This window comes from Xanthomonas bromi, from assembly GCF_900092025.1.
Classification (GTDB): Bacteria; Pseudomonadota; Gammaproteobacteria; order Xanthomonadales; family Xanthomonadaceae; genus Xanthomonas; species Xanthomonas bromi.
In genome coordinates this window covers 80,814-103,034 of record NZ_FLTX01000018.1, presented here as the reverse complement: position 1 = coordinate 103,034, position 22,221 = coordinate 80,814, and the positions used below count along the sequence as shown (strand labels likewise).

The following is a 22,221-nucleotide window of genomic DNA, read 5'->3' as shown; positions in this document are numbered from 1 at the left end:
CCGCTCCCTGGTAATGGACGCATAGCCTCATTTGCTTTCGCATTCGCGCTGAGCAGCGGCGTCATCGGATATACGTAATGGCTATTACGACGCCGGCACGTTCAACGCGCGGTACGGCGGGGTGGACATCACCATCTCGGCTAGCGAATAGGCCAGTTCGCGTTCGGCCAGGACGGCGCCGTCGGCGCCGTGGTCGAGCAGATGCTTGACCTCGGCATCGCTGTGGGCGCGCGCCAGCAATGTCAGCGAGGGATTGATCGCGCGAAGTTTGGCCAACGCTTCGCCGGCTTCCAGCGGCTGCGGAATGGCCAGGATCGCGATCTTGGCGTGCTCCGGGCGCGCCTCGGCCAGCACGCGATCGGCCGCGGCGCTGCCACGGATGCCGGGAATGCCCGCGGCATGCGCCTTGGCCACGTGCTCGCCGTTGTCGTCGATCACCAGCACCGGCACGCCGCGGCTGCGTAGCAGTTGCGCCAGCGCGCTGCCCACGCGGCCGTAGCCGATCACGATGGCATGGCCGTCCAGCGGCAGCGCCGGGCCGGGCGGCAGTTCCGGTTCCACTGCAGCCGGCGTGTCCTGGATCTGCCGGGCCTGCCAGCGATCCAGCCAGGAGAACAGGAACGGGTTGGCGATGATCGACAACAGCGCGCCGGCCAGGATCAGGTCGCGCCCGGTTTCGGGCAGGATCGCCAACTGCACGCCTAGCCCGGCCAGGATGAAAGAGAATTCGCCGATCTGCGCCAGGCTGGTGGAAATGGTCAGCGCGGTACCGGTGGGGTGGCCGAATGCGCGCACGATCACGAATGCCGCCAGCGATTTGCCCACGGTGACGGTCAGGAAGGTGGCCAGCACCTGCCACGGGTGCGCGACCAGAATCATCGGGTCGAACAACATGCCGACCGACACGAAGAACAGCACCGCGAACGCATCGCGCAACGGCAGCGAGTCGCTGGCTGCCTTGTGGCTGAGTTCCGATTCCTTGAGCAACATGCCGGCGAAGAACGCGCCCAGCGCGAACGACACGCCGAACAACTTGGCCGAGACGAACGCCACGCCCAGCGCGATGCCGAGCACGGCAAGGGTGAACAGTTCGCGCGAGCCGGTGGCGGCGACCTTTTCCAGCGACCACGGAATCACCCGCCGGCCGACCACCAGCATCACTGCAACGAATGCGACCATCTTCAGCACGGTCACACCGAGCGCGGCCAGCAGCGACGTCGACTCGCCGGTGTGTGCGGCCACCGGTGCGCCGGTGCCGAGCACCTCGGCCAACGCCGGCAGCATCACCAGCGCGATCACCATCACCAGGTCTTCGACGATCAGCCAGCCGACCGCAATGCGGCCGCGCTGGGTGTCGAGCAGGCGGCGTTCTTCCAGCGCACGCAGCAGCACCACGGTACTGGCCACCGACAACGCCAGGCCGAACACCAAGCCATGCATCAACGACCAGCCCATGCTCCAGGCCAGCGCCCAGCCGAGCAGGGTGGCGACCACGATCTGCGCCAATGCGCCGGGCACCGCGATCCACTTCACTTCCATCAAATCGTCGAGCGAGAAATGCAGGCCCACGCCGAACATCAGCAACATCACACCCAACTCGGACAGCTGGTTGGCCATGGTCTGGTCGGCCACGAAGCCAGGTGTGAATGGCCCGACGCAGACACCGGCCAGCAGATAACCGACCAGCGGCGAAAGTTTCACTTTCTGTGCAAGCGTGCCCAGCACGAAAGCGACCGCGAGGCCGACGGCGATGATGTCGATGAGGCTGGTGTCGTGATGCATTCCAATCCGTTGTGAGCGTGTCCGAAGTGATGAAACGGCGTGACCAGCCAAACGGCTACGCCGGGCAGCGCCTGCGGGCATCGCGAATGAAGTGCTGAAATCCGGCGCGGGGGAACAGGGCCGCAGGGCGGTCCGGTTGGCCGGACGACCATAGTACACAGCGCATGATTAACGCGATGCGACACGTGGCGCATGCAGGCGTGCTGGGCAAACCGCAGAAGGCTGCAGGCATATCGAACCAGTGCCGCGCAATGCCCAGCGACAGACCGAGACGGCTGCAACCTCATCCCAGCGCGCATCCACCCACAGCGGCCGCCATCGACAATGTGTTGCGACGGCGCAACAGGGCGAAACAGCGCGAAACAGCGCTCAGAACTGCACCGCCCCATGACCATACCGTGATGCACGTCCTCAGGTGACCGGCGAGGGGTGCGGATTGTGCGTGCACCTTTTTGCAGATCTCGGGCTGCAGCAGACGCGATGACTCACGGCATGGTTGCGCTCGTTGTTCGCAACGCGCGATGCGCGTGCCGTTGCGCAGGCGATGCCGCAAGCGTTGGCGCGTAGACGTGCTGCCATCGATGCGCACGCGCACTGACGCAGCTGCGCCGACGCACAGCCGTTGAAGTTTGACGACAAGGCTTCGCGCCTGCGCAGGGCAGGTGCGCGGCGACGCAGGACAATCTTCGCGTCGCTTCGCGCAAGCGATCTGCACTCCTTCCCTGACGTCCCATCGCGCATCCCGAGATCACGCCCAACGAGCCCAGATCATGCATCTCAGCGACTTCGAAACAGAACAGTTTCGCCAGGACCCGTATCCGACGTATGCACAGCTGCGCGCCGAGGGGCCGCTGGTGAAGGTCGCAGAACGTCGCTTGATGACCGGCCACTATGCGGTGGTCGACAGCCTGCTCAGCGACCGGCGCGTCGGCCGCGATTATCTGCAGAGCATCCGTCTGCGTTATGGCGCCGCGGCCGCGGAGATGCCGCTGTTTCAAGGCATGAGCCGCATGTTCCTGCTGCTCAATCCGCCGGTGCACACGCGTCTGCGCGGGCTGATGACCCAGGCATTCAGTGCGCGGCAGATGGAGTCCATGCGCGAGGTGGCAAGCGACACCGCTGCAACGTTGATTGCGGGCTTCCGCGCAAACGGCCACTGCGATTTGCTGCGTGATTTCGCTTTTCCGCTGCCCATCCGCATCATCTGCCGCATGCTGGACATCGATCCTGCCGACGCCACGACGGTCGGGCATGCGACCAGTGCGTTGGCCAAGGTATTCGACCCGATGATGACGCCCGAGCAGTTCGAGGCCACCAATGCGGCGTATCTGCAGCTGGAACGCTACTTTCATGCGGTGATCGAGGCGCGTCGAAGCAGCGACGGCGACGACCTGATCTCACGCTTCATCCGTGCAGAAGACGATGGTCACCGGCTGAGCAGCGACGAGATCGTCTCCAATGTGATCCTGCTGTTTTCCGCCGGCCACGAGACCACCTCCAACATGATCTGCAATGCCTTGGTCGCGCTGCATCGGCATCCCGAGCAGTTGGCGCAGCTGCAGGCCAACCCGGCATTGCTGCCGAATGCGGTGCTCGAATGCCTGCGCTACGACAGCTCGGTGCAGATGGTCGCACGCACGGTGCTACAGGATTTCGAGCTCGCCGGGAGCGCGTTGCACGAAGGCGAGATGGTGTATCTGATGCTGGGTGCGGCCAATCACGATACGGTGCAGTTCAGTGACCCGCAGGTGCTGGATATCCGCCGTAAACAGGGCCGCGCGCTGTCGTTCGGCGGCGGTATCCACCACTGCCTTGGCAACCGGCTTGCGTTGATCGAGATGGAAGCCGCGCTTGCGGCGTTGCTCACGCAGTTGCCGGCATTGCGGCTAGACCAGCTTGAGACGCTGATATGGAACGACCGCGCCAATCTCCGCGGCGTGGACGCCTTGCTGGCGTCCTGGTAACGCAGCATCCCCGCATGGGTTGCCGCGGCCTTCGGTGTACGCGCATCGGCGAACATATCCCAAAAAAGGCACCGCCGAGTGCTCGGTGGTGCCTGTTGCGTGCCTGCATCGGGCTCAATCGCGATCAATGCAGGCATCTGGAGTGGCGAAAAACGATGATGCGGTGGCGATGCACGCCACGCGCAGCGCTCCGGTCTGCGCGCTTTCTCAGAAGCGGTAGGTCACCCGGCCGTACCAGTAGCGACCGTTGAAGCCGAACGGCGACAGCGACGAGTACTGCAGGCCGCCGGCGCGATCGTCGTAGCCGGTGGTCAGCTGCGCCTTGGTCGGATACTGATTGGTGAGGTTGTCTGCGCCCACGGTGAAGGTGAAGGCGTTCCAGGTCTGGCTGGCAGCCAGGTTAACCAGCCAGCGTGCGTCGTAGGTCCGGTCCTGGCTGCCATCGGCCGGGTCGCTGATGCGCTTGATCGCGCCATAGCGGGTGGCGTTGAGATTGAGCGCAAAGCCGCCGATCGACCAATCCGCGCCGGCCGTGTACTTGGTGCGCGGCGTGGCATCGGTGAGCAGGCCTTGGCTTGCGCGGCCGAAGTTGGGGTTGGATAACTCCAGGATGGTGGTCTTGTTGTAGTTGGCGCTGGCGCTCAGATTGAGCTTGCCGTAGTTGCCCAGATCGGCCTGGTAGCTGTTGATCCAGTCCACGCCGCGGGTGCGGCTGGTGGCGCCGTTGACGAAGAACTGCACCGCCGCCACCTGGCCGATCGGTTGCGCCAGCTGCAACTGATCCGAATACAGGATCTGGTCCCAGATGCGGATCTGGTACACGTCCAGGCTGGAGGTGACGTTGGCGGTGGGTTGCCACACGCCGCCCAGGCCGTAGTTGGTGGATTTTTCCGGGCTCAGCGCGCGCGCGCCCAGGGCGATGGCCACTGGATCGGAGGTGCGGTAGGTACCAACCTGCACCAGCTCGCCGTCCTGTATCAGGGTCACCACCGAGGCGTAGTTCTGCTGTGCCAGTGACGGCGCGCGGAAGCCGTTGGAGACGGTGGCCCGCAGCGCGAACGTGTCGGTGAAGGCATAGCGCGCCGACAGCTTGCCCGAGCGGGTGGAGCCGGCATCGCTGTAGTTCTCGAAGCGGCCGGCAATACCGCCGGAGAGCTTGTCGGTCAGATCTGCTTCCAGGTTGGCGTACACCGCGTTGCTGTGGCGGCCAAACCTGCCGGCCACCGAAGGCTCCAGACCGGAGAACACCTGTGCGCCACCGGGGTAGGACGCGCCGGTGTCGGGGTTGATGGTGTTGGGGTCGAAGAAGTACGAGGCCGGCGAGCCGGCGGTGATCTCGTAGCGGTCCTGGCGATGCTCGGCACCGAAGGCGACATTGACCGGATACGCCAGGCCCCAATCGAAGGACTTGTTGATATCCAGATTGACCACACCCTGCTCGGTCTCGAAGCCGCCGGAGTTGAAGCTGGTCGGCGAGCTGCCGGTGGTCCAGTACAGATTGGTGTTGATGCTGTCGAGGATGTTGAAGCTCATGTCGTTCTTGCCGTAGGTGGCCGACACGTCCCAGTTCCATTCGCTGGCGGTGGTGCCCTTCAGCCCCAGCACCGCCGAGCGGTCGTTGACCGGGTTGTAGATCTGCGGCAGGAAGCCATTCGGATACACCGCCTGCACGTTGCGGCTGGTGTTGTCGTAGGCGCGGTAATAGCCGTTGGAGGTGACCTCGCGCCGGCTCGCGCTGACATGGCCGTAGAGCTCCACGTTTGGCGAGAAGTCGTAGCCGAAAGCCGCCAGCCCCTGGTAGAAGGTCGAATCCGGATCGCCGTGGCGCTGGTAGGGCACGCCGCTGGGATTGGCCGCACCGGCGAGGGTGGTGGCGCGGTTGGTGTTCTCGCTGCGATTGGTGTCCATGGTGTTCTGGTAGTTCCAGGACAGCCGCACCCAGCCCGGCGCCTTATCGCCATCGGTGCCGCCGAACGGCAACCCGATCGAGCCGTCGATGCCGTTCTGCGCGCCATCGCCCTTGTCCATGAGGCCGCCATTGACCGAAAGGCTGTTGCTGCCGGCAGCGGCACCGTGCTTGAGCACGATGTTGACCACGCCGGCAATCGCATCGGAGCCATACTGCGCCGACGCGCCGTCGCGCAGCACTTCGATGCGTGCAATCGCCGACATCGGCAGCGAGTTCAGATCGGCCGGCGCCGAGCCGCGGCCCACGTACGGGTTGTAGTTGATCAGCGAAGAGGTGTGATAGCGCTTGCCGTCCACCAGCACCAGCACCGCATCCGGCGACAGGCCGCGCAACGTGGCCGGGCGTGCGGCATCGTTACCGTCGGAAATCGCCGGGCGCGGGAAGTTCAGCGATGGCAGCAGCTTGCCCAGCGCGGTGGCGACGTCGGTAGCGCCGGTGGCCTGCAGCGATTGCTCGTTGATGATGTCGATCGGCGATTGGGATTCGGCCACGGTGCGGTCGCTGACACGGGTGCCGGTGACGATCAGGGTGTCGAGGGTTTTCTGCGGCTCGGTCGATTGCGACTGCGCACTGGCAGCGAAGGAACAGACGGTGAGTGCGACTGAAATCGCCAGCGAGAGTGCGTTGGAGGTGTGCATGGGGATCAAGGCTCAAGAGGGATGATGGACGTAGCGACGAAGCACCGTAGATACCTGGGGAATGCAACTGCGTACGGAGAATCGGTGATGCCTGCGCGCCGCATGCTGCCGGAGTGCGAAGCAGTGTGCGCAAAGAGGGCAGCAATCGACAACGCGCGGTATTGGCGCCTCGCGCACTTTGCTGCGCGCATCCTTGCTAAAGCAGTGCAGCGTGCAGCGGAGCGTCCGGCCGAGCCACCCTCACGTGCGCGAGGGTGACCAGGGACGGTGGCGTCGGCAGCACGCAAACCTGCGGTGCCGCGCGACGCAAGCGCCGGTCGTTGCCAACCGGCGCTTGAGAGTTACCACTTGTAGTTCACGTTTGCATAGACCAGCGCACCGTTGAAGCCGAACGGCGAGGCGCTGCTGTAGGGCAGATAGGTGCGCGTGCCCAGACCCGCTTGCTGGCGGTCCGGATATTCGTTGAGCACATTGTCGCCACCGACGGTGAAGTTCCACGCGCCCAGCTTGTAGGACGCGGCCAGGTCCAGCGTCCACTTGGCCGCATAGGTCTGGTCGCTGCCAGCGTTGGTGCCGAAGGTGCTGAATTCGCCCCAGCGCGTTGCGGTGCCGGTGAACGACCAATTACCCGGCGACCAGGTGCCGCCCAGGAAGAACTTGTCGCGCGGCGTACCTTCGGTGATGCGACCGAGTTCGGCACGGCCGATGCGTACCGCACCCGGGTCGATGGCTTCCAGCGCAGCCGGGTTGGCGGCGATGCGTTCGACCTCGGTCTTGTTGTAGTTGTAGCCGGAGGTCAGCTCCGCGCTGCCGCCGTCCAGTGCCCAACGATAGGTGCCGACCGCATCCACACCCTGGGTCTTGGTGTCGACCGCGTTGGTGAAGTAACGTCCGCCGCCGATGCCCGGGAAGCCATTGGCCTGCAGATAGTTGCGCGCCGCAGTCGAGGTGAGGTTCTCCGACAGCACGATGCGGTCGTCGATATCGATGCGGTAGGCATCGACGGTGATGTACAGGTTCTCCACCGGCTGCAGCACCACGCCCAGCCCGTAGTTCTTGGACTCTTCGGCCTTGAGCGGCTCGGCGCCGAGCGCGATGGCGGCCGGATTGTCGGTGCGGAAGGTGCCGATTTCGAACGGAGTCGCGGTGACCGAGCCGTTGGGCTGCGCCACGTTGAGGAACTGGGTGGAGATCGACTGGAAGTTCTGCTGCTGCAGCGAGGGCGCACGGAAGCCGGTGGATGCAGTCGCGCGCAACGCCACCTTGTCGGTGAACGCATAGCGCAGCGACAGCTTGCCGGTGGCGGTGTCGCCGAAGTCGCTGTACTTCTCGTAGCGCCCGGCCAGGCCGGCAGATAATTTCTCGCTCAGATCCGCTTCCAGATCGACGTAGGCCGAATGGCTGTTGCGGTTGTAGTAACCGGCATCGGAGAGCTTGAAGCCCGGAAACACCTGTGCACCGGGAAGCAACGCGCCATTGGCGGAGGGAATGCCGCCGTTGGCCGACGAGGCCGCGTCGCCGGGCGACTGGTTGAACTTCTCGCCACGCCATTCCGCGCCGAAGGCCAGCATGACCGGATAGGCCAGGCCCCAATCCAGCGTCTTGGTGAAATCGGCATTGAGCACGTTCTGCGTCACTTCCAGCGTACCGGCATGGAAGTCGGTGGGGCTGGTCAGGCCCAGGCTGTTGTTCAGGCTGTTGCGTACATCGAAGGTGAGATTGTTCTGGCCGTAGTTGTAGCTCAGATCGATGTTCAACCCGCCTTCGGTGGAGGTCTTCAAGCCGCCCACCCACGACACGTCCTTGCTGACGTTGTAGATCTGCGGCAGGAAGCCGTCCGGATAGATTTCCGGACGGTTACGGTTGTCGCCGGCAAAGCGGAAGTAGCCGTTGGACAACACTTCGCGCCGGCTGACCATGCCGAACGAGTAGAAGGTGAGGTAATCGGTGGGGCTGTATTCGCCGTTGAACGAGATGGCGCCCTGGTCGATATCGGGGTCGCCGTAACGCTGCTCCACACGGCCCTGGAACGGCAACGCGCGGTTGGTCTGGTCCGAATGGCCGGCCTGGGCGGCCAGATGCACCTTGCCGGTACCGGCGAAGCTGAAACCGGCATCGCCGGACAGCTGATACTGCTCGCCGTCGCCGGCGCTGTACTTGCCGTAGCGACCGTTGAGGCTGCCGCCTTCGCCGCTGCCCTTGAGTACCACGTTGATCACGCCGGCGATCGCGTCCGAGCCGTATTGCGCGGATGCGCCATCGCGCAGGACTTCGATGCGCTCCACTGCGGCGATCGGAATGGTATTGAGGTCGGCCGGCGAAGAGCCGCGCCCCTGGGTGTCGTTGAGGTTGATCAACGCGGTGCTGTGATAGCGCTTGCCGTTGACCAGCACCAGTACCTGGTCGGGAGAGAGGCCGCGCAGCTGCGCCGGGCGCACTGCGTCGGAACCGTCGGAGATGGCCGGGCGCGGGAAATTGAGCGAGGGAATCGCGCGTGAGAGCGCGGTCGCCAATTCGGTGGTGCCGGTCGATTCCAGCGCCTGCGGCGAGATGATGTCGATCGGCGATGCCGATTCGGCGACCGTGCGATCGGCCACGCGCGTGCCGGTCACGATCAGGGTGTCCAGTGTTTTCTGGGTCGGCGCCTGCGACTGTGCGGATGCCGTTGAAGCGGAAAACGATAGTGCAAGAACAACGGCAAGTGCGAGTGGACTGGTCTTGCAATTCATGCGGTGACAACTCCGAGTGGGGAACGGATGCAGCGCAGAGGACCCCCTCCCAGGCCGCGTCCATCGCGGCAGCTGCGTTGCGCTCTCAACCATTAACCACGCGTAACCACATGTCAAATTTCGGTTACGTTGCGCAAGCAACTGTCACGGCCGTTATGCTAATGACAGCGGTGTCATCGTGCACCAAAGTGATGCATTGCTTGCACCAGCCCTGTCGGCGTAAGAGCTTGCCTGCACCATAGTGGGCAGCAATACCAGCTATGAAACTTCTGCATCAAAACGTGATCTGCACCGCATTCGCACTGCGTTGCGCAACACCGTGGAAGACCGCTTCCATATTGTTTCCGTCTGGATCGAGCACGAACGCAGCGTAGTACTGGGTGATATGCGCGCAGGCCGGGCGCATCATCGTCGCGACCACCATGGGCGAGCGCAGCCCGATGGAAGGCATGCGCCATCGCCACGTCGCCGGCCTGAAATGCCAGGTGATGGCGGCCGGTCAGCACACCTTGTGCCACCATGTCGCGGTCGGAGACGAACAGTTCGTCGGCGCAGAAGAATCCTTCGCCTGCGCCGCCGATCAACACGCCGAGCACGTCGAGCACGGCCTGATAAAAACGCCGGCTTGCCGGCAGTTCCTGCACCACCAAGGGCATGGTCGATCAAGCGTCCACGGCTCAATTGCGATGTTTCCATCTGCATGCTCCGGCAAGGACAGGAACACCGGCGATAGCACTGAGCCGGCGCAGGCGTCGTCATGAGCATCGGCCTGGTCTGTGTGGCGCGCTGCGCGATGCGGGATGTAGACCAGCAGGCGAGCCCATCATGATGCGGGTTGCTGCAGCGCCTGGTGACCGCGTTGGCAGGTGCGCCATTCATGTGGTCGGTGGTGTTCGGTTGGGTGCGCGTGGTAAATGCGCAACACAACGCAAACGCCCCGGGCAAGCCGGGGCATTTGGCGGAACGAGCGTGCTGCCAATGCAACACGCACGCATTGGCTGAAATCTATTGCGCGATCATTGGACGAGGGCGGTCGTTATGCAGGGCGTACCGGCATTGATCGTGTGCCGAGGCTGCCTCTACGCCAGCCAGGCGCTGACGAACGAACAACCCGGCGGATGACGTGCTTCAAGCCCGCTCGCCGCGTGCAGTCGCATCCACAACTCACGCAATCGACCGCAGCTGGCCCAAGCCGAGGTCGGCATCACCGCCACCGACCTCACGACTGCAGCAGCTACCTGCGCAGCGCCTCTGCAAGGACGCAGTGCTTACCAACGGTAGTTGATGCGCCCATACACGTACGCACCATTGAAGCCGAACGGTGAGAGGTTGCTGTATGGAAATTGCCCGCTGGTGGAATTGGCGAAGTTGTTTTCGTCCGGGTATTCGTCCAGCACATTGTCGGCGCCCAGCGTCAGCGTCCAGCGATCGATCTTGTAGCTGGCCGAGGCATCGACTACCCACTTGGCGTCGAAGGTCTGGTCATTGATCGCGTCGGACGGGCGGGTGCTGAACTTGCCATAGCGCGTGGCGCCCAGCGCCAGCGTCCAGTGCGCGAAATTCCAGCTGCCGTTGATCAGGAACTTGTCGCGCGGGAAACCTTCTTCGATGCGGCCACGCTCGGTGCGGTCGATGCGCTCCAGGCTTAGCCCGTTGGCCGACAACGCTGCCGGGTTGGCGGCCACGCTACGCACTTCGGTTTCCGAATAGTTGTAGCCGGCGGTCAGGTCCACGCTGCTGGCGGCCAGCTGCCAGCGGTAGCTGCCCACCACGTCCACGCCGCGCGTGCGCGTATCCACCGCGTTGGTGAAGTAACGCCCGCCGTTGATGCCGAAGATGCCCTGCGTTTCCAGCAGGCTGCGCACGCCCGCACCGGTGAGGTTGGACGACAGCACGATGCGGTCGTCCACATCGATCTGGTACGCATCCACGGTGAGATAGAGCGCATCGGTGGGCTGCAGCACCAGGCCCAGGCTGTAGGACAACGAGGTTTCCGCATCCAGCGGTTCGGCACCGAAGGCGCGTGCCACGTTGCTGTCGGCCGGGAAGGTGCGGATCTCGAACGGATTCGGGTTGCCGGCCAGGAAGGTGGTGCTGGTGGACTGGAAATACTGCTGCGCCAGCGACGGCGCGCGGAAGCCCGAGGCCACCGTGCCGCGCAATGCGATCTTGTCGGTGAACGCATAGCGCGCCGACGCCTTGCCCGAGGCCTGGCTGCCGAAATCGTCATAGTCTTCGTAGCGGCCGGCCAGGCCCGCGGAAAACTTGTCGGTGAAATCGGCTTCCAGGTCGGCGTATAGCGCGTAGCTGTTGCGCGAATACTGGCCCGACACGCTGGGGGCGAATCCGCCGTAGCCCTGCGCGCCGCCGGCCAGCGTGCCGGCCTGGAAGTAGGAGCCCACTTCGCCCGGTGACTGGTTCCACTTTTCGTTGCGGTATTCGGCACCGAAGGCCACGGTCACCGGATAGGCCAGGCCCCAGTCGAAACCGCGCTTGACGTCCAGGTTGACGATGTTCTGCGTGGTTTCCAGCGCGCCGTCGTAGAAAGAGGTGGGCGAGGTCGGCCCCAGGCTCACGTTGAGCGTGTTGCGGGTGTGGAAATCGATACGGTTGTAGCCGTAGTTGTAGCTGGCATCCCAGTCCCAGCCGCCGGCGGTGGAGCCGCGCACGCCGGCCACCAGCGAGCGGTCCTTGGCGTAGCTCTGGATCTCCGGCAAAAAGCCCTGCGGGTAGACCGACAGGATGTTCTGGCTGCTGCCTGGCGCGCGGAAGAACGCGAACGAGGTGATGTCGCGGTTGCTGGCAGTGGCGAAGGCGTAGCCGGTGATGCTGTCGCTGAACTGGTATTCGGTATTGAGCGAGGCGGCCTGCGCATTGACGTCCGGGTCGCCGATCTTGAATGCCTTCTGGCCCACGGCCGGCTGCGAGACGCTGGGCGTGCCGGCATAGCCGCGTGCGCGGTCGGTCGGGTCCTGCTGGTTGAGCTGGGCGGCCACGTGCAGCCAGCCACGGTCGCCGCCGTAGGCCACGCCGGTGTCGCCGGACAGTTCGTAGTTGTTGCCGTCGCCGGCCGAATACTGGCCGAAGCCGGCCTGCAGGCTGCCGCCCTTTTCCGCGCCCTTGAGCACGATGTTGACCACGCCGGCGATGGCATCGGAGCCGTACTGCGCCGAGGCGCCGTCGCGCAGCACTTCCACCCGCGCGATGGCCGCCACCGGAATGGTGTTCAGATCCACCGCCGCCGCGCCGCGGCCGATGGTGCCGTTGAGGTTGAGCAGCGAGGAGGTGTGGCGGCGTTTGCCGTTGACCAGCACCAGCACCTGGTCCGGCGACAGGCCGCGCAGCTGCGCAGGGCGGATCGCGCTGGTGCCGTCGCTCAGCGCCGGGCGCGGGAAGTTCAGCGAGGGCAGCGCGCGTGCCAGCGCGGTGGCCAACTCCGGGGTGCCGGTGGCCTGCAGCGATTCGGCGCTGATGATGTCGATCGGCGACTGCGATTCGGCCACGGTGCGGTCGGAGACGCGGGTGCCGGTGACGATCACCGTATCCAGGGTGTTGGCGGTGCTGGCCGGTGCGGTTGCAGGCGCAGCGTCCTGCGCCAGGGCGGGAGAGGCAAGCAGTGCAGCGACCACGGCGGTCGCAAGCGCGGAAAGGGGGGTGTTCATGACAACTCCGAAAACGTGGGTCCAGGCAGGACGAGGCAAGGCTAGGCAGGAGGCGGTCGCAGGACGGCGAAGAAGGCGACGGCCAAGCTAAAGGCGCTAATTATTCGTTAACGCTAGAATGGCGTCGCAGGAATGCTGCTCATCTGCTCATTCCTTTTCGTTCTATCGGACTGTCCATCAATGATTTCCCTGCGCAACTTCTCCATGCGACGCGGCGAGCGTCTGCTGTTGTCCAACGTCGACCTGACCATGCATGCCGGCTACCGCGTCGGCGTGGTGGGCCGCAACGGTACCGGTAAATCCAGCCTGTTCGCCGCGGTAAAGGGCGAGCTGGAAGCCGACAAGGGCGACGTGGACCTGCCCGGCAAGGTGCGCACCGCCAGCGTCTCGCAGGAAACCCCGTCCTTGCCGGACCCGGCGCTGTCGTTCGTGCTCGGCGGCGATATCGAGGTCTCCGCGGTACTGCAGGAAGAGGCCGCCGCCACCGCCCGCGAGGACTGGGAGGCGGTCGCCAATGCGCACCAGAAGATGGCCGAACTCGGCGCCTACGATGCCGAGGCGCGTGCCGGCAAGCTGCTGCACGGCCTGGGCTTCCCGGCCGATACGCACCACCGCGCGGTGTCCTCGTTCTCCGGCGGCTGGCGTGTGCGGTTGAACCTGGCGCGCGCGCTGATGATGCCCAGCGACCTGCTGCTGCTCGACGAGCCGACCAACCACCTGGACATGGACGCGGTGCTGTGGCTGGAGCAGTGGCTACTCAAGTACCCGGGCACTTTGCTGTTGATTTCGCATGACCGCGAGTTTCTGGACAACGTGGCCACCCACACGCTGCACCTGCACGGCGGCACCGCCAAGCTGTACGTCGGCGGCTACACCGATTTCGAGCGCCAGCGCATCGAGCACCTGCGCCAGCAGCAGATCGCGCACGACAAGGAACAGGCCGAGCGCGCGCATCTGCAGAGCTTCATTGACCGTTTCAAGGCACAGGCCAGCAAGGCCACCCAGGCGCAGAGCCGCATGAAGCGCCTGGCCAAGATGGCCGGCACCGAGGCGGTGCGCGCCGAGCGCGAATTCCGCATCCAGTTCGCCCAGCCCAATCGACTGCCGTTTTCGTTGATCCGCTTGAATCATGTGCAGGCCGGCTATCCGGCTCCGACCTCCCTTCCCCCGCGTGCGGGGGAAGGTGCCCGAAGGGCGGATGGGGGCGACGCTGCCACGGTCATCCTGCACGATGTCGGTTTCGGCCTGGAAGCAGGCGACCGCATCGGGTTGCTGGGTCCTAATGGCGCGGGTAAGTCCACGCTGGTCAAGACTTTGGTGGGCGAGCTGGCACCGCTGGCAGGCGAGCGCAGTGCGCATCCGGACCTGCGCATTGGCTACTTCGCCCAGCACACGGTGGAATCGCTGCATGAAGGCCAGTCCCCGATGGATCACTTCCGCGATCTGTCGCCGGATGGTTCCAATCAGGCGTTCCGCGACTTCCTGGGTAAATGGAATTTCGCCGGCGACCGCGCCTTCGAAGTGGTGGACGGCTTCTCCGGCGGCGAGCGCGCGCGCCTGGCGCTGGCGCTGATCGCCTGGCAACAGCCCAACGTGCTGCTGCTCGACGAACCGACCAACCACTTGGACCTGGAAATGCGCGAGGCGCTGGCTGAGGCACTGAGCGATTTTGAGGGCGCCATCGTGATGGTTTCGCACGACCGCCACCTGATCGGCCTGGTCTGCGACAGTTTCTGGCGCGTGGCCGATGGCGTGGTCGAGCCGTTCGATGGCGATCTGGACGAATACGCCGCCTGGTTGCGCAGCCGCCCGGCCGCGCAAGGTACCAAGCAGAAGATGGCCGAAGTGGCACCGACCCCGCCGCCGCCGACCAAGCCGCTGCCGCCGAAAAAAGCCGTCAACCCGCACAAGCTGGCCAGCGCCGAAAAGCGCGTCGGCGAGCTGGAAGCCGCGCTGGCAGAGTTCGACCGCGAGCTGGCCAATCCGCGCAACTACGCCGACAGCGACAAGATGGCGGTGCTGGGCCGCGACCGCGAGGCCACCGCACAGCAGCTGGCCGCAGCGGAAGCGGCGTGGATGGAGTTGATCGAGGGCGCGTAACGCGCGGGCGTTACGCTACGCATCAGGCCAAGCACAAGGACGTAGCGAGCATAACCAGCGCCACCCTCAGTCTGGACGACCATCTGGCCGCATAGCGGCTGCATGCGCGACAGACGGCCAAGGTCTTGATCGTGATCCTGGTGGTCCTGCTCCTGATCGGGGTAGGCATGCTGCAACTGATCGGAGCTGGCGACATCCTCGGCCCGGTGCTGGTCGGTGCCGGTGGTGGCGGCTTGATCGGCCTGGCGTTGTTGCACCTGTGGGGCTTGCCGCGGAAGATCAAACGCCTGCACGCCCAGCAGGCTGCGCTGCGGCATACCTACACCTTTGGCGTGGGACCAGACCGGGCTGGAAATCACCTGGGCGGACGGGCGGCTGCGTCGGCCCTGGTCCGATGACATCCGCTACCGCGAGAACGAGCGCGTGCTGCTGCTGTATCACAACGACCGTTTGTTCGAGCTGTTCGCCCCGCACTGGTTCGCCGATCAAGCGCACTACGAGGCGTTTCGCCGCGTGGCGGTGCAGGGGATCGAGGCGTCCGCGCGCCGCTGAGCGCAGCGCGTCGCTTCGCAGCCTCCAATCACTTGGCGTGGTTTTCTGCCCTCACTTCGACCGCAGACGCGCCAGCAACGAGGTGCTGGCGTAAGCATCCTGCGGTAACCCCTGGCTGCGCTGAAACGCACGGATGCCCTGGCGCGTCTGCGGCCCCAGCGCACCGTCGACCCCGCCGACGTCGAAGCCCTTGTCGGTCAGCCGTTGCTGCAGTTCGGTAATGGCATCCACGCTGTTGAGCGGTGGATCGTCCTTAGGCCAGGGCTGTGCGATCCCGGCGGCGCCCGCATAGCCATCGGCCAACAACCCCACCGCCAGCGCATAGGCCATTGAATTGTTGTAGCGGAGAATGCTGCGGAAATTGTCGAACACCAGGAAAGCCGGCCCGCGATAGCCGGTGGGCAGCAGCACCGATGCCTGTTCCTGCGCCAAGGCCGGCGCAATCGGCTTGCCTGCACACAGCACGCCCTGGCGCTGCCAATCGGCGACGGTCTTCTTGATCGTCATATCGGCCTGCGCGTAGTCGAAGTCGGCGGCCAGGCGCACCTCCTGGCCCCAGGGCAGGCGGCTATTCCAGTTGCTCTCGTTGAGATAATTCGCGGCAGAGCCCAACGCGTCTGCACTGGAGTGCCAGACGTCGCGCGTGTGATCCCCATCGGCGTCAACGGCATAGTCGCGGTAAGTGCTGGGAATGAATTGCGTTTGCCCCATTGCACCCGCCCATGACCCCACCAGTTGTGACCGGTCGACACCTTTCTCCGTTTGCAGGATCTGCAAGGCGGCGAGCAGTTGCGTATTGCCATAGCGCGTACGCCTGCCCGAGTGGGCCAACGTTGCCAGTGAGCGGATCACGTAGCGGTCGCCGATCTGCGCGCCGTATCCGCTCTCCATACTCCAGATTGCGGTCAGGATGCGTGGATCCACGCCGTATTGTCTCTGTAGCTGCTCGAACAACGTGCGCTTGCTGACCAGCAGTTGCTGGCCCTGCTGGATGCTCGAGGGCGTGACGCGGTCGTCGAGGTATTCCCACAGGTATCGGGTGAACTCGGGTTGCTGCTGATCCAGCGCATGTACGGACGGGTCGGCGGTGACGCCGGCAAACGCGGTGTCCAGCGTGGTGGTCTCGATGCCTGCAGCAAGCGCGCGCTGGCGAAAGTCGACGAGCCATTGTTCAAAGCTTTCGGTCGCCGCAGGATTTTGCTCGGCAGCCTCGGGAGGTGCAGAGGAGGGGGCGGTGACTTGCGCAAAGGCGTGGGTCGCTGTCACGCATGTGCCGGCAAGAAGCCATACACGAAGATGCTGCAAGGGGAGTTTCATGGGCATGCCTCGGACTGACGATGGCGGTCATGTTAGTCGTCAGGATGCCGAAATAAAGCCATGGCAGCTATTCGTTTTTGTGGTGTATTTCAAAGCGGAATCAATCGCCGCGTGCGGTTGCCCGCTCCGGTCACGTCGACAGTGTGCGCACCAGCCAGCGATGAAAGCCGAGCGCAGGGCCGTCGGCCGGCCGCGAACGTAGATGCGTCAGCCAGTAACGCCCGGCGTCGATCTGGATCGGGAACGGGCACACCAGCCGCCCGGCGTCCAGATCCTGGCGAAACATCGGCAGTGGCAGCAATGCCACGCCGGCACCGGCCGCCGCTGCGCTGGCCAGCGTCAACGAGGAATCGAACATGGCCCCGCGTGCGGCGACCTCGGCCACGCCGGCCGCGCGAAACCAGTGCGGCCATTCGTCCACGCGGTACGAGCGCAATAACGGCAGCTGCGTCAGATCGGCCGGCGTGCGCAGGCCGCGCGCCATGCTGGGTGCGCACACTGGCGCAAACGGTGCTTCCATCAATGCATGCGCGATCTGGCCCTGCCAGTCGCCATCGCCGAAACGGATCGCCAGATCCAGCCCTTCGGCGGCCAGATCGACCCGGTTGTTGTGGGTGGACAGGCGCAATTCGATATCCGGATGCGCGGCATGAAAGGCCGGCAATCGCGGCAGCAGCCAGCCGGTGGCGAAGGTGCCCACCACGCCCACGCTGAGCACCTCGCGATAGCGCCCATCGGCGAAGCGCTCCAGGGTGGCGGCGATGCGGTCGAAGGCCTCGCCCAGCACCGGTGCCAGCGCCGCGCCCTCGTCGGTCAACGCCACCCCGCGTGGCAGGCGGTGGAACAGGCTGGTGCCCAGCTGTTGCTCCAGCGCCTTGATCTGGTGGCTGAGCGCGGCCTGGCTGACGCACAGCTCGTTCGCCGCACGGGTCAGGTTTTGATGGCGCGCGGCGGCTTCGAATGCGCGCAGGGCATTGAGCGGGAGGCGAGGGCGGGGCATCGGCAAAGATTAATTCAATTCATGCCTGTGATCGAAACATCGCGATGGTCGGTTGCGTCGTACGCATCGATACTGCGGGCTCCCTCAAGGAGGCAACCGCATGTTGAATCGGCGAGAGTTCTTGTACGCAACCGGCGCGGGCATGCTGTTTGCGGCGTCCAGACCAGCCCTGGCGCTCAGCCCGGCGGTGAATATGGACGACCTGCTGCGGGCACAATGGGCGGACATCGAACGTGGCACCGGTGGTCGCCTGGGTATCAGCCTGCTCGACAGCGCCACCGGCTGGCGCCTCGGGCAGCGCGAGAACGAGCGCTTTCCGATGTGCAGTACCTTCAAATTTGTATTGGCTGCCGCTGTGCTGCAGCGGGTGGATGAGGGCAAGCTCACGCTGGCGCAACCGGTCAAGATCCGTGCCTCGGACATGCTGGAGCATGCGCCGGTGACCGAGCGCCATGTCGGAGGCGCGCTGAGTGTCGGCGAACTGTGCCGGGCCACGATGATCTATAGCGACAACCCGGCCGCCAACCGGTTGTTCCCGCTGGTCGGTGGCCCGCCCGGCGTGACCACCTTCCTGCGCAGCATCGGCGACGCCCAGACCCGCAGCGATCGCCACGAGCCGGAGATGAACCGGTTCGCCCCGGATGATCCGCGCGACACCACCACGCCTGCGGCGATGGCCGCCACGCTGCGCACGCTGCTGCTTGGCGACGCGCTGCAGCCAGCCTCGCGCAAGCAGCTGACCGACTGGATGATCGACAACCGCACCGGCGACGATTGCCTGCGTGCGGGGCTCACGGCCGACTGGAAGATCGGCGACAAGACCGGCAGCAACGGCACCGATACCCGCAACGACCTCGCCATCCTCTGGCCGCCGAAGGGCCGGCCGCCGCTGCTGCTGACGACGTACTTGAACGGTGCCAAGGTCGACGATGCTGCACGCGATGCGGCGTTGAAGGCGGTGGCGGTCGCAGTGCGCGAAAACATATTGGATTGAGCGCAAAGGCCCGGATCTCCCGCATGTCACGTCGCGCCTTGGCTCACGACATGCTTCCCGTTTCCCTTCGGCTTCTTGAGGATCGACAGTGCAAATCAGGCGGTGTCAATGGTGTGTGGCAGTTGCGTTGCTGCTTGTTTACGGGCTTGCACTTGCTGGTACCTGGCAACCAGCGCCTGGCCAGGTAGAGATACCGCTCTGGCCAGGTGCGGTGCCAGACGCGGTGCGCCACGCGAAGCCCGAATCGGTGGGCACCGGCAAGGGGCGTTTCCCATGGACCAAGGTGAGCGATGTCAGCCGCCCGACGATGACGGTCTATCCGCCCAAAGGTCGCAACACCGGTGCGGCGGTGCTGGTGTTCCCCGGCGGTGGCTATCAGGTCCTGGCGATGGATCTGGAAGGGACGGACATCTGCGACTGGCTGACCGCACGCGGCATCACCTGCGTGCTGTTGAAATACCGCGTACCGAACTCGGGGCCGACCTGGCGCAACGACCGCCGCTACTACCCGAAGGTGCAAACGGCCCTGCAGGACGCCCAGCGTGCACTAGGACTGGTGCGTGCGCAGGCGGACCAGTTGGACGTGGACCCGCACAGGATCGGTGTGATGGGCTTCTCTGCCGGTGGTCATTTGGTGGCCGCGATCAGTACCCATTTTGCAACGCGCACGTATCCGCCGGTGGACGCTTCCGATGCGCAGAGTTGCCGGCCGGACTTCGCCATTGCCGTCTATCCGGGCCATTTGTGGGCGCACGAGGACGAAGACCGCGCCACCCGCGATCCAACCCATCTGTCGCTGCGGCCGGACATCACCGTCACCGCGCAAACGCCGCCGACCTTTTTGCTGCAGGCCGAGGACGATGCGATAGATGGCGTCAGCCAGTCGCTGGCCTACTACGTGGCGCTCAAGCAGGCTGGCGTACCGGCAGAAATGCATCTCTATACTGAAGGCGGGCACGCATTCGGTCTGCGCGCGGGCACGTTGCCGATCGCGCAATGGCCGCATCTGGTCGAAACCTGGTTAGGGACGATCGGCATGCTGGACGCGGCCGGCGCGCGTTGAACGCGATCATGCGCAAGCCTGCGGATCACGCAGCAACATGCGCCCGACATGGTGCTCGCCTGCGATCTGTTATTTCTCGCCTTATGCCTGTTTGCGAGGCTTAGAGCAGCTAACAAAACTACTGCGCCCACCGCCAGGCGGGCGCGGCCGGTGCTCGGTGCGGCATGTACCACTCGGACACTCCGGTTCCTCCGCGCCGTCCGCACCCAGCTGACGACCGCTCGCCACGTTCTGTTAGCCGCTCTTAGCCAAGCTCGCCGATCACCATCGGTTCGTCCTGCTGCAGTCGCGCCGGCCCACCCATGGCGGGATCGCTGACGCTCTCGGCGCCGGTTTCGATACGACCAGCCAGGCGCTGGGCCGCGCCGTCGTGGTGTACCCACAGGTCGTACCAGCCGCCGGTTGCTGCCGCTTTCCAACGGCGCTGCTCGGTCGCGCCGGGCGCAATGCTGAGACGCTCGTGCGGCTGCGCGGCTGCATAGGCACCCGGTTGTAGCTCCACCTGCACGGCAGCGCTGCCGCCATTGCGCAGCGATAGCAACACGGATGTGGCGTCGTTCGGATCTTGTGCGATCTCAGCCACCAGTAACGGTGCGCTCAGGTCGCCACGATAGTGACGATGGAATCCGTTTGGACCGATCAGCCACAGATCGTAGCGGCCATCGTCGGTGGTCCACTCGCCGTCCAGCGTGGCACCGTTACCCACCGTGTAGCGACGCGGGATCGCCGCCAGGTCGTAGCGGTTATAGACATGCAGCACCGCCGCCGCGCCGCCGTTGTGCATGCGTAGCCGGACCTCGCCACGCTCGGGCACATGCGCCAGTTGCAAGCTCGGGCGATACGGCACGGCGCGCGAACGGCGCACGCCGAACGGTTGCGCGGGCGGCTGCAAGGTGGCCGGCAGCGGCGGCAGCGTGTGCTCGCGCAGGGCTGCTGCGCGTGTTGCCGCATCGCCCACATCGGGCAGCGCCGCGACGAACGGGCGTGCATCGGCGTTGCGGAAGTCGAACGCATTGGTCAGGTCGCCACACACGGCACGCCGCCATGGCGTGATCTCCGGGGCCTGCACGCCAAACCGCCGCTCCAGCAGGCGCAGTACAGAGGTGTGGTCGTACACCTGCGAATCCACCCAGCCACCGCGGCTCCACGGCGAAATCACATACAGCGGCACGCGCGGACCCAGTCCGTAGGGACGGCCGTGCAGTTCGGGCAGATCCACTTTCTGCTCGCCCGGTGCAGGCTGGCGATGGTAGTCGTCGTCGGTGTCCACGCTGGAAGCGCCGGCAAAGCCGCCCGCCGCGCTCGGGTCCGGCGATGGCGGCGCAGGCGGCGGCATGTGATCGAAGAAGCCGTCGTTCTCGTCGAACATCAGCAGCAACGCGGTGCGGCTCCACACCTGCGGATCGGCAGTGAGCGCATCCAGCACGCGCGCGGTGTAGGCCGCGCCCTGGGCGGGGCTGGATGGATCCGGATGCTCGCTGCCGGCCGCATCGGCAATGACGAAACTCACCGACGGCAGCCGTCCGCCCACCACGTCCGCGCGTAACTGCTCCACGCCCCGCGTGCTGACGCCACGCGCGCGCAGCTGTGCATCGTGCCCCGGCGCGTTGCGGTAGGCCTGCCGAAACGTCTCGAACCCGGCCAGCGGGTTGTCGGTGAAGTTGTCGGCCATGTCCTGGTAGATCTGCCAGCTCACGCCCGCGCGCTGCAGGTGTTCGACATAGCTGGTCCAGCGATACGGATCGGCAAAACCGCCCAGTTCCGGAAAGTTGTCGTGCGAGTTGCCGATCACCGGCCCGCCCGCACGTGCGTTGGGATCGTTGCCGCCGGTCCACAGGAAAACGCGATTGGAATTGGTGCCGGTCTGGATCGAGGCGTGGTACGCATCGCAGATGGTGAACGCATCGGCGAGCGCGTACTGGAAGGGAATATCCGCACGCCCGTAGTAGCCCAGCGCGTGATTGTGCTTGGCCGCCGCCCAGTGGCCGAGCCGGCCATGGTCCCAGGCCTGCTGCGCATCCGGCCAGCTATGCGGGGTGCCCTTGATGCGCATGAAGCCAAACTGCGCGGCCGTGTCCAACGCGAACGGTGTCAGCCATTGACGGCCGTCCTCGCTGGGCTGCAGCCACACCGTGCGCGCTGGTGCGCCCGGTCGTGGCGGCGCAGGAATCGGGAAACGGTCGCCGAACCCACGCACGCCGGGCAGCGCACCGAAATAATGATCGAACGCGCGGTTTTCCTGCATCAGGATCACCACGTGTTGCAGGTCCTCCAGCGTGCCGCTGCGACGGTTCGGTGCGATGGCTGCGGCACGCGCGATGCTGGGTAGCAGTGCCGTCGTGCCGGCGCTCAGTCCGGCCTGCAGGACGCGGCGGCGGGGAAGATCGATCATCGTGTCACCTGATTGGCTGAACCCTCACGAGTCCCTTCCACCGCCTGCGGGGGAAGGTG

The 22,221-nt window shown here is 65.2% G+C and carries 11 protein-coding genes, 1 other RNA gene and 2 pseudogenes; 6 read left to right on the top strand and 8 right to left on the bottom strand.

Features of this window, described 5'->3' with window-relative positions; genetic code table 11:
• Nucleotides 1-84 precede the first annotated feature (84 nt).
• The gene (ybaL, locus tag XBLMG947_RS06730) at nucleotides 85-1,782 is read right to left on the bottom strand and encodes a YbaL family putative K(+) efflux transporter (RefSeq protein WP_065467124.1); all 1,698 of its coding nucleotides are present in this window, start codon (nucleotides 1,780-1,782) and stop codon (nucleotides 85-87) included.
• 770 nt (nucleotides 1,783-2,552) lie between these two features.
• On the opposite strand from ybaL, the gene XBLMG947_RS06725 reads away from it, so the two are divergent.
• A complete protein-coding gene (locus XBLMG947_RS06725; RefSeq protein WP_065467122.1) occupies nucleotides 2,553-3,746 on the top strand; it encodes a cytochrome P450 in 1,194 nt (397 codons plus the stop codon).
• A gap of 207 nt (nucleotides 3,747-3,953) precedes the next feature.
• On the opposite strand, the gene XBLMG947_RS06720 is transcribed toward XBLMG947_RS06725, so the two are convergent.
• The 4 genes and pseudogenes from XBLMG947_RS06720 to XBLMG947_RS06705 all read right to left on the bottom strand — a co-directional run bounded on the left by XBLMG947_RS06720 (nucleotide 3,954) and on the right by XBLMG947_RS06705 (nucleotide 12,744).
• On the bottom strand, nucleotides 3,954-6,353 hold the full coding sequence (locus XBLMG947_RS06720) for a TonB-dependent receptor plug domain-containing protein (protein ID WP_065467120.1): 2,400 nt from the start codon (nucleotides 6,351-6,353) through the stop codon (nucleotides 3,954-3,956).
• Between the two features lie 341 nt (nucleotides 6,354-6,694).
• Entirely contained in the window at nucleotides 6,695-9,082 is a 2,388-nt protein-coding gene (locus XBLMG947_RS06715) for a TonB-dependent receptor plug domain-containing protein (RefSeq protein ID WP_065467118.1), read from the bottom strand.
• Nucleotides 9,083-9,356: 274 nt separating this feature from the next.
• Nucleotides 9,357-9,778: pseudogene (locus XBLMG947_RS06710) on the bottom strand (VOC family protein).
• Between the two features lie 572 nt (nucleotides 9,779-10,350).
• Nucleotides 10,351-12,744 carry a TonB-dependent receptor plug domain-containing protein gene (locus XBLMG947_RS06705; protein WP_065467116.1) on the bottom strand — a complete coding sequence of 798 codons (2,394 nt, stop codon included), beginning with the start codon at nucleotides 12,742-12,744 and terminating at the stop codon, nucleotides 10,351-10,353.
• Nucleotides 12,745-12,924: 180 nt separating this feature from the next.
• Between XBLMG947_RS06705 and XBLMG947_RS06700 the strand changes: the two genes are divergently transcribed.
• Nucleotides 12,925-14,844 carry an ABC-F family ATP-binding cassette domain-containing protein gene (locus tag XBLMG947_RS06700; protein WP_065467115.1) on the top strand — a complete coding sequence of 640 codons (1,920 nt, stop codon included), beginning with the start codon at nucleotides 12,925-12,927 and terminating at the stop codon, nucleotides 14,842-14,844.
• Between the two features lie 98 nt (nucleotides 14,845-14,942).
• Nucleotides 14,943-15,396: pseudogene (locus XBLMG947_RS06695) on the top strand (YcxB family protein).
• Between the two features lie 51 nt (nucleotides 15,397-15,447).
• Here XBLMG947_RS06695 and XBLMG947_RS06690 read toward each other — a convergent pair.
• Both XBLMG947_RS06690 and ampR read right to left on the bottom strand, forming a co-directional pair.
• Entirely contained in the window at nucleotides 15,448-16,713 is a 1,266-nt protein-coding gene (locus XBLMG947_RS06690; RefSeq protein ID WP_065467113.1) for a lytic murein transglycosylase, read from the bottom strand.
• Nucleotides 16,714-16,843: 130 nt separating this feature from the next.
• The gene (ampR, locus tag XBLMG947_RS06685) at nucleotides 16,844-17,713 is read right to left on the bottom strand and encodes a LysR family transcriptional regulator AmpR (protein WP_065467111.1); all 870 of its coding nucleotides are present in this window, start codon (nucleotides 17,711-17,713) and stop codon (nucleotides 16,844-16,846) included.
• A 100-nt stretch (nucleotides 17,714-17,813) separates the two neighbouring features.
• On the opposite strand from ampR, the gene bla reads away from it, so the two are divergent.
• The 3 genes from bla to XBLMG947_RS06670 all read left to right on the top strand — a co-directional run bounded on the left by bla (nucleotide 17,814) and on the right by XBLMG947_RS06670 (nucleotide 20,010).
• A complete protein-coding gene (gene bla / locus XBLMG947_RS06680; protein WP_065467109.1) occupies nucleotides 17,814-18,707 on the top strand; it encodes a class A beta-lactamase in 894 nt (297 codons plus the stop codon).
• A gap of 115 nt (nucleotides 18,708-18,822) precedes the next feature.
• Nucleotides 18,823-19,770, top strand: a complete 948-nt coding sequence (locus tag XBLMG947_RS06675) for an alpha/beta hydrolase (RefSeq protein WP_065467107.1) — start codon at nucleotides 18,823-18,825, stop codon at nucleotides 19,768-19,770.
• 164 nt (nucleotides 19,771-19,934) lie between these two features.
• Nucleotides 19,935-20,010, top strand: a non-coding RNA gene (locus tag XBLMG947_RS06670) — sX9 sRNA.
• 4 nt (nucleotides 20,011-20,014) lie between these two features.
• Here XBLMG947_RS06670 and XBLMG947_RS06665 read toward each other — a convergent pair.
• Entirely contained in the window at nucleotides 20,015-22,162 is a 2,148-nt protein-coding gene (locus XBLMG947_RS06665; RefSeq protein ID WP_065467105.1) for a phosphocholine-specific phospholipase C, read from the bottom strand.
• Between the last annotated feature and the right edge of the window lie 59 nt (nucleotides 22,163-22,221).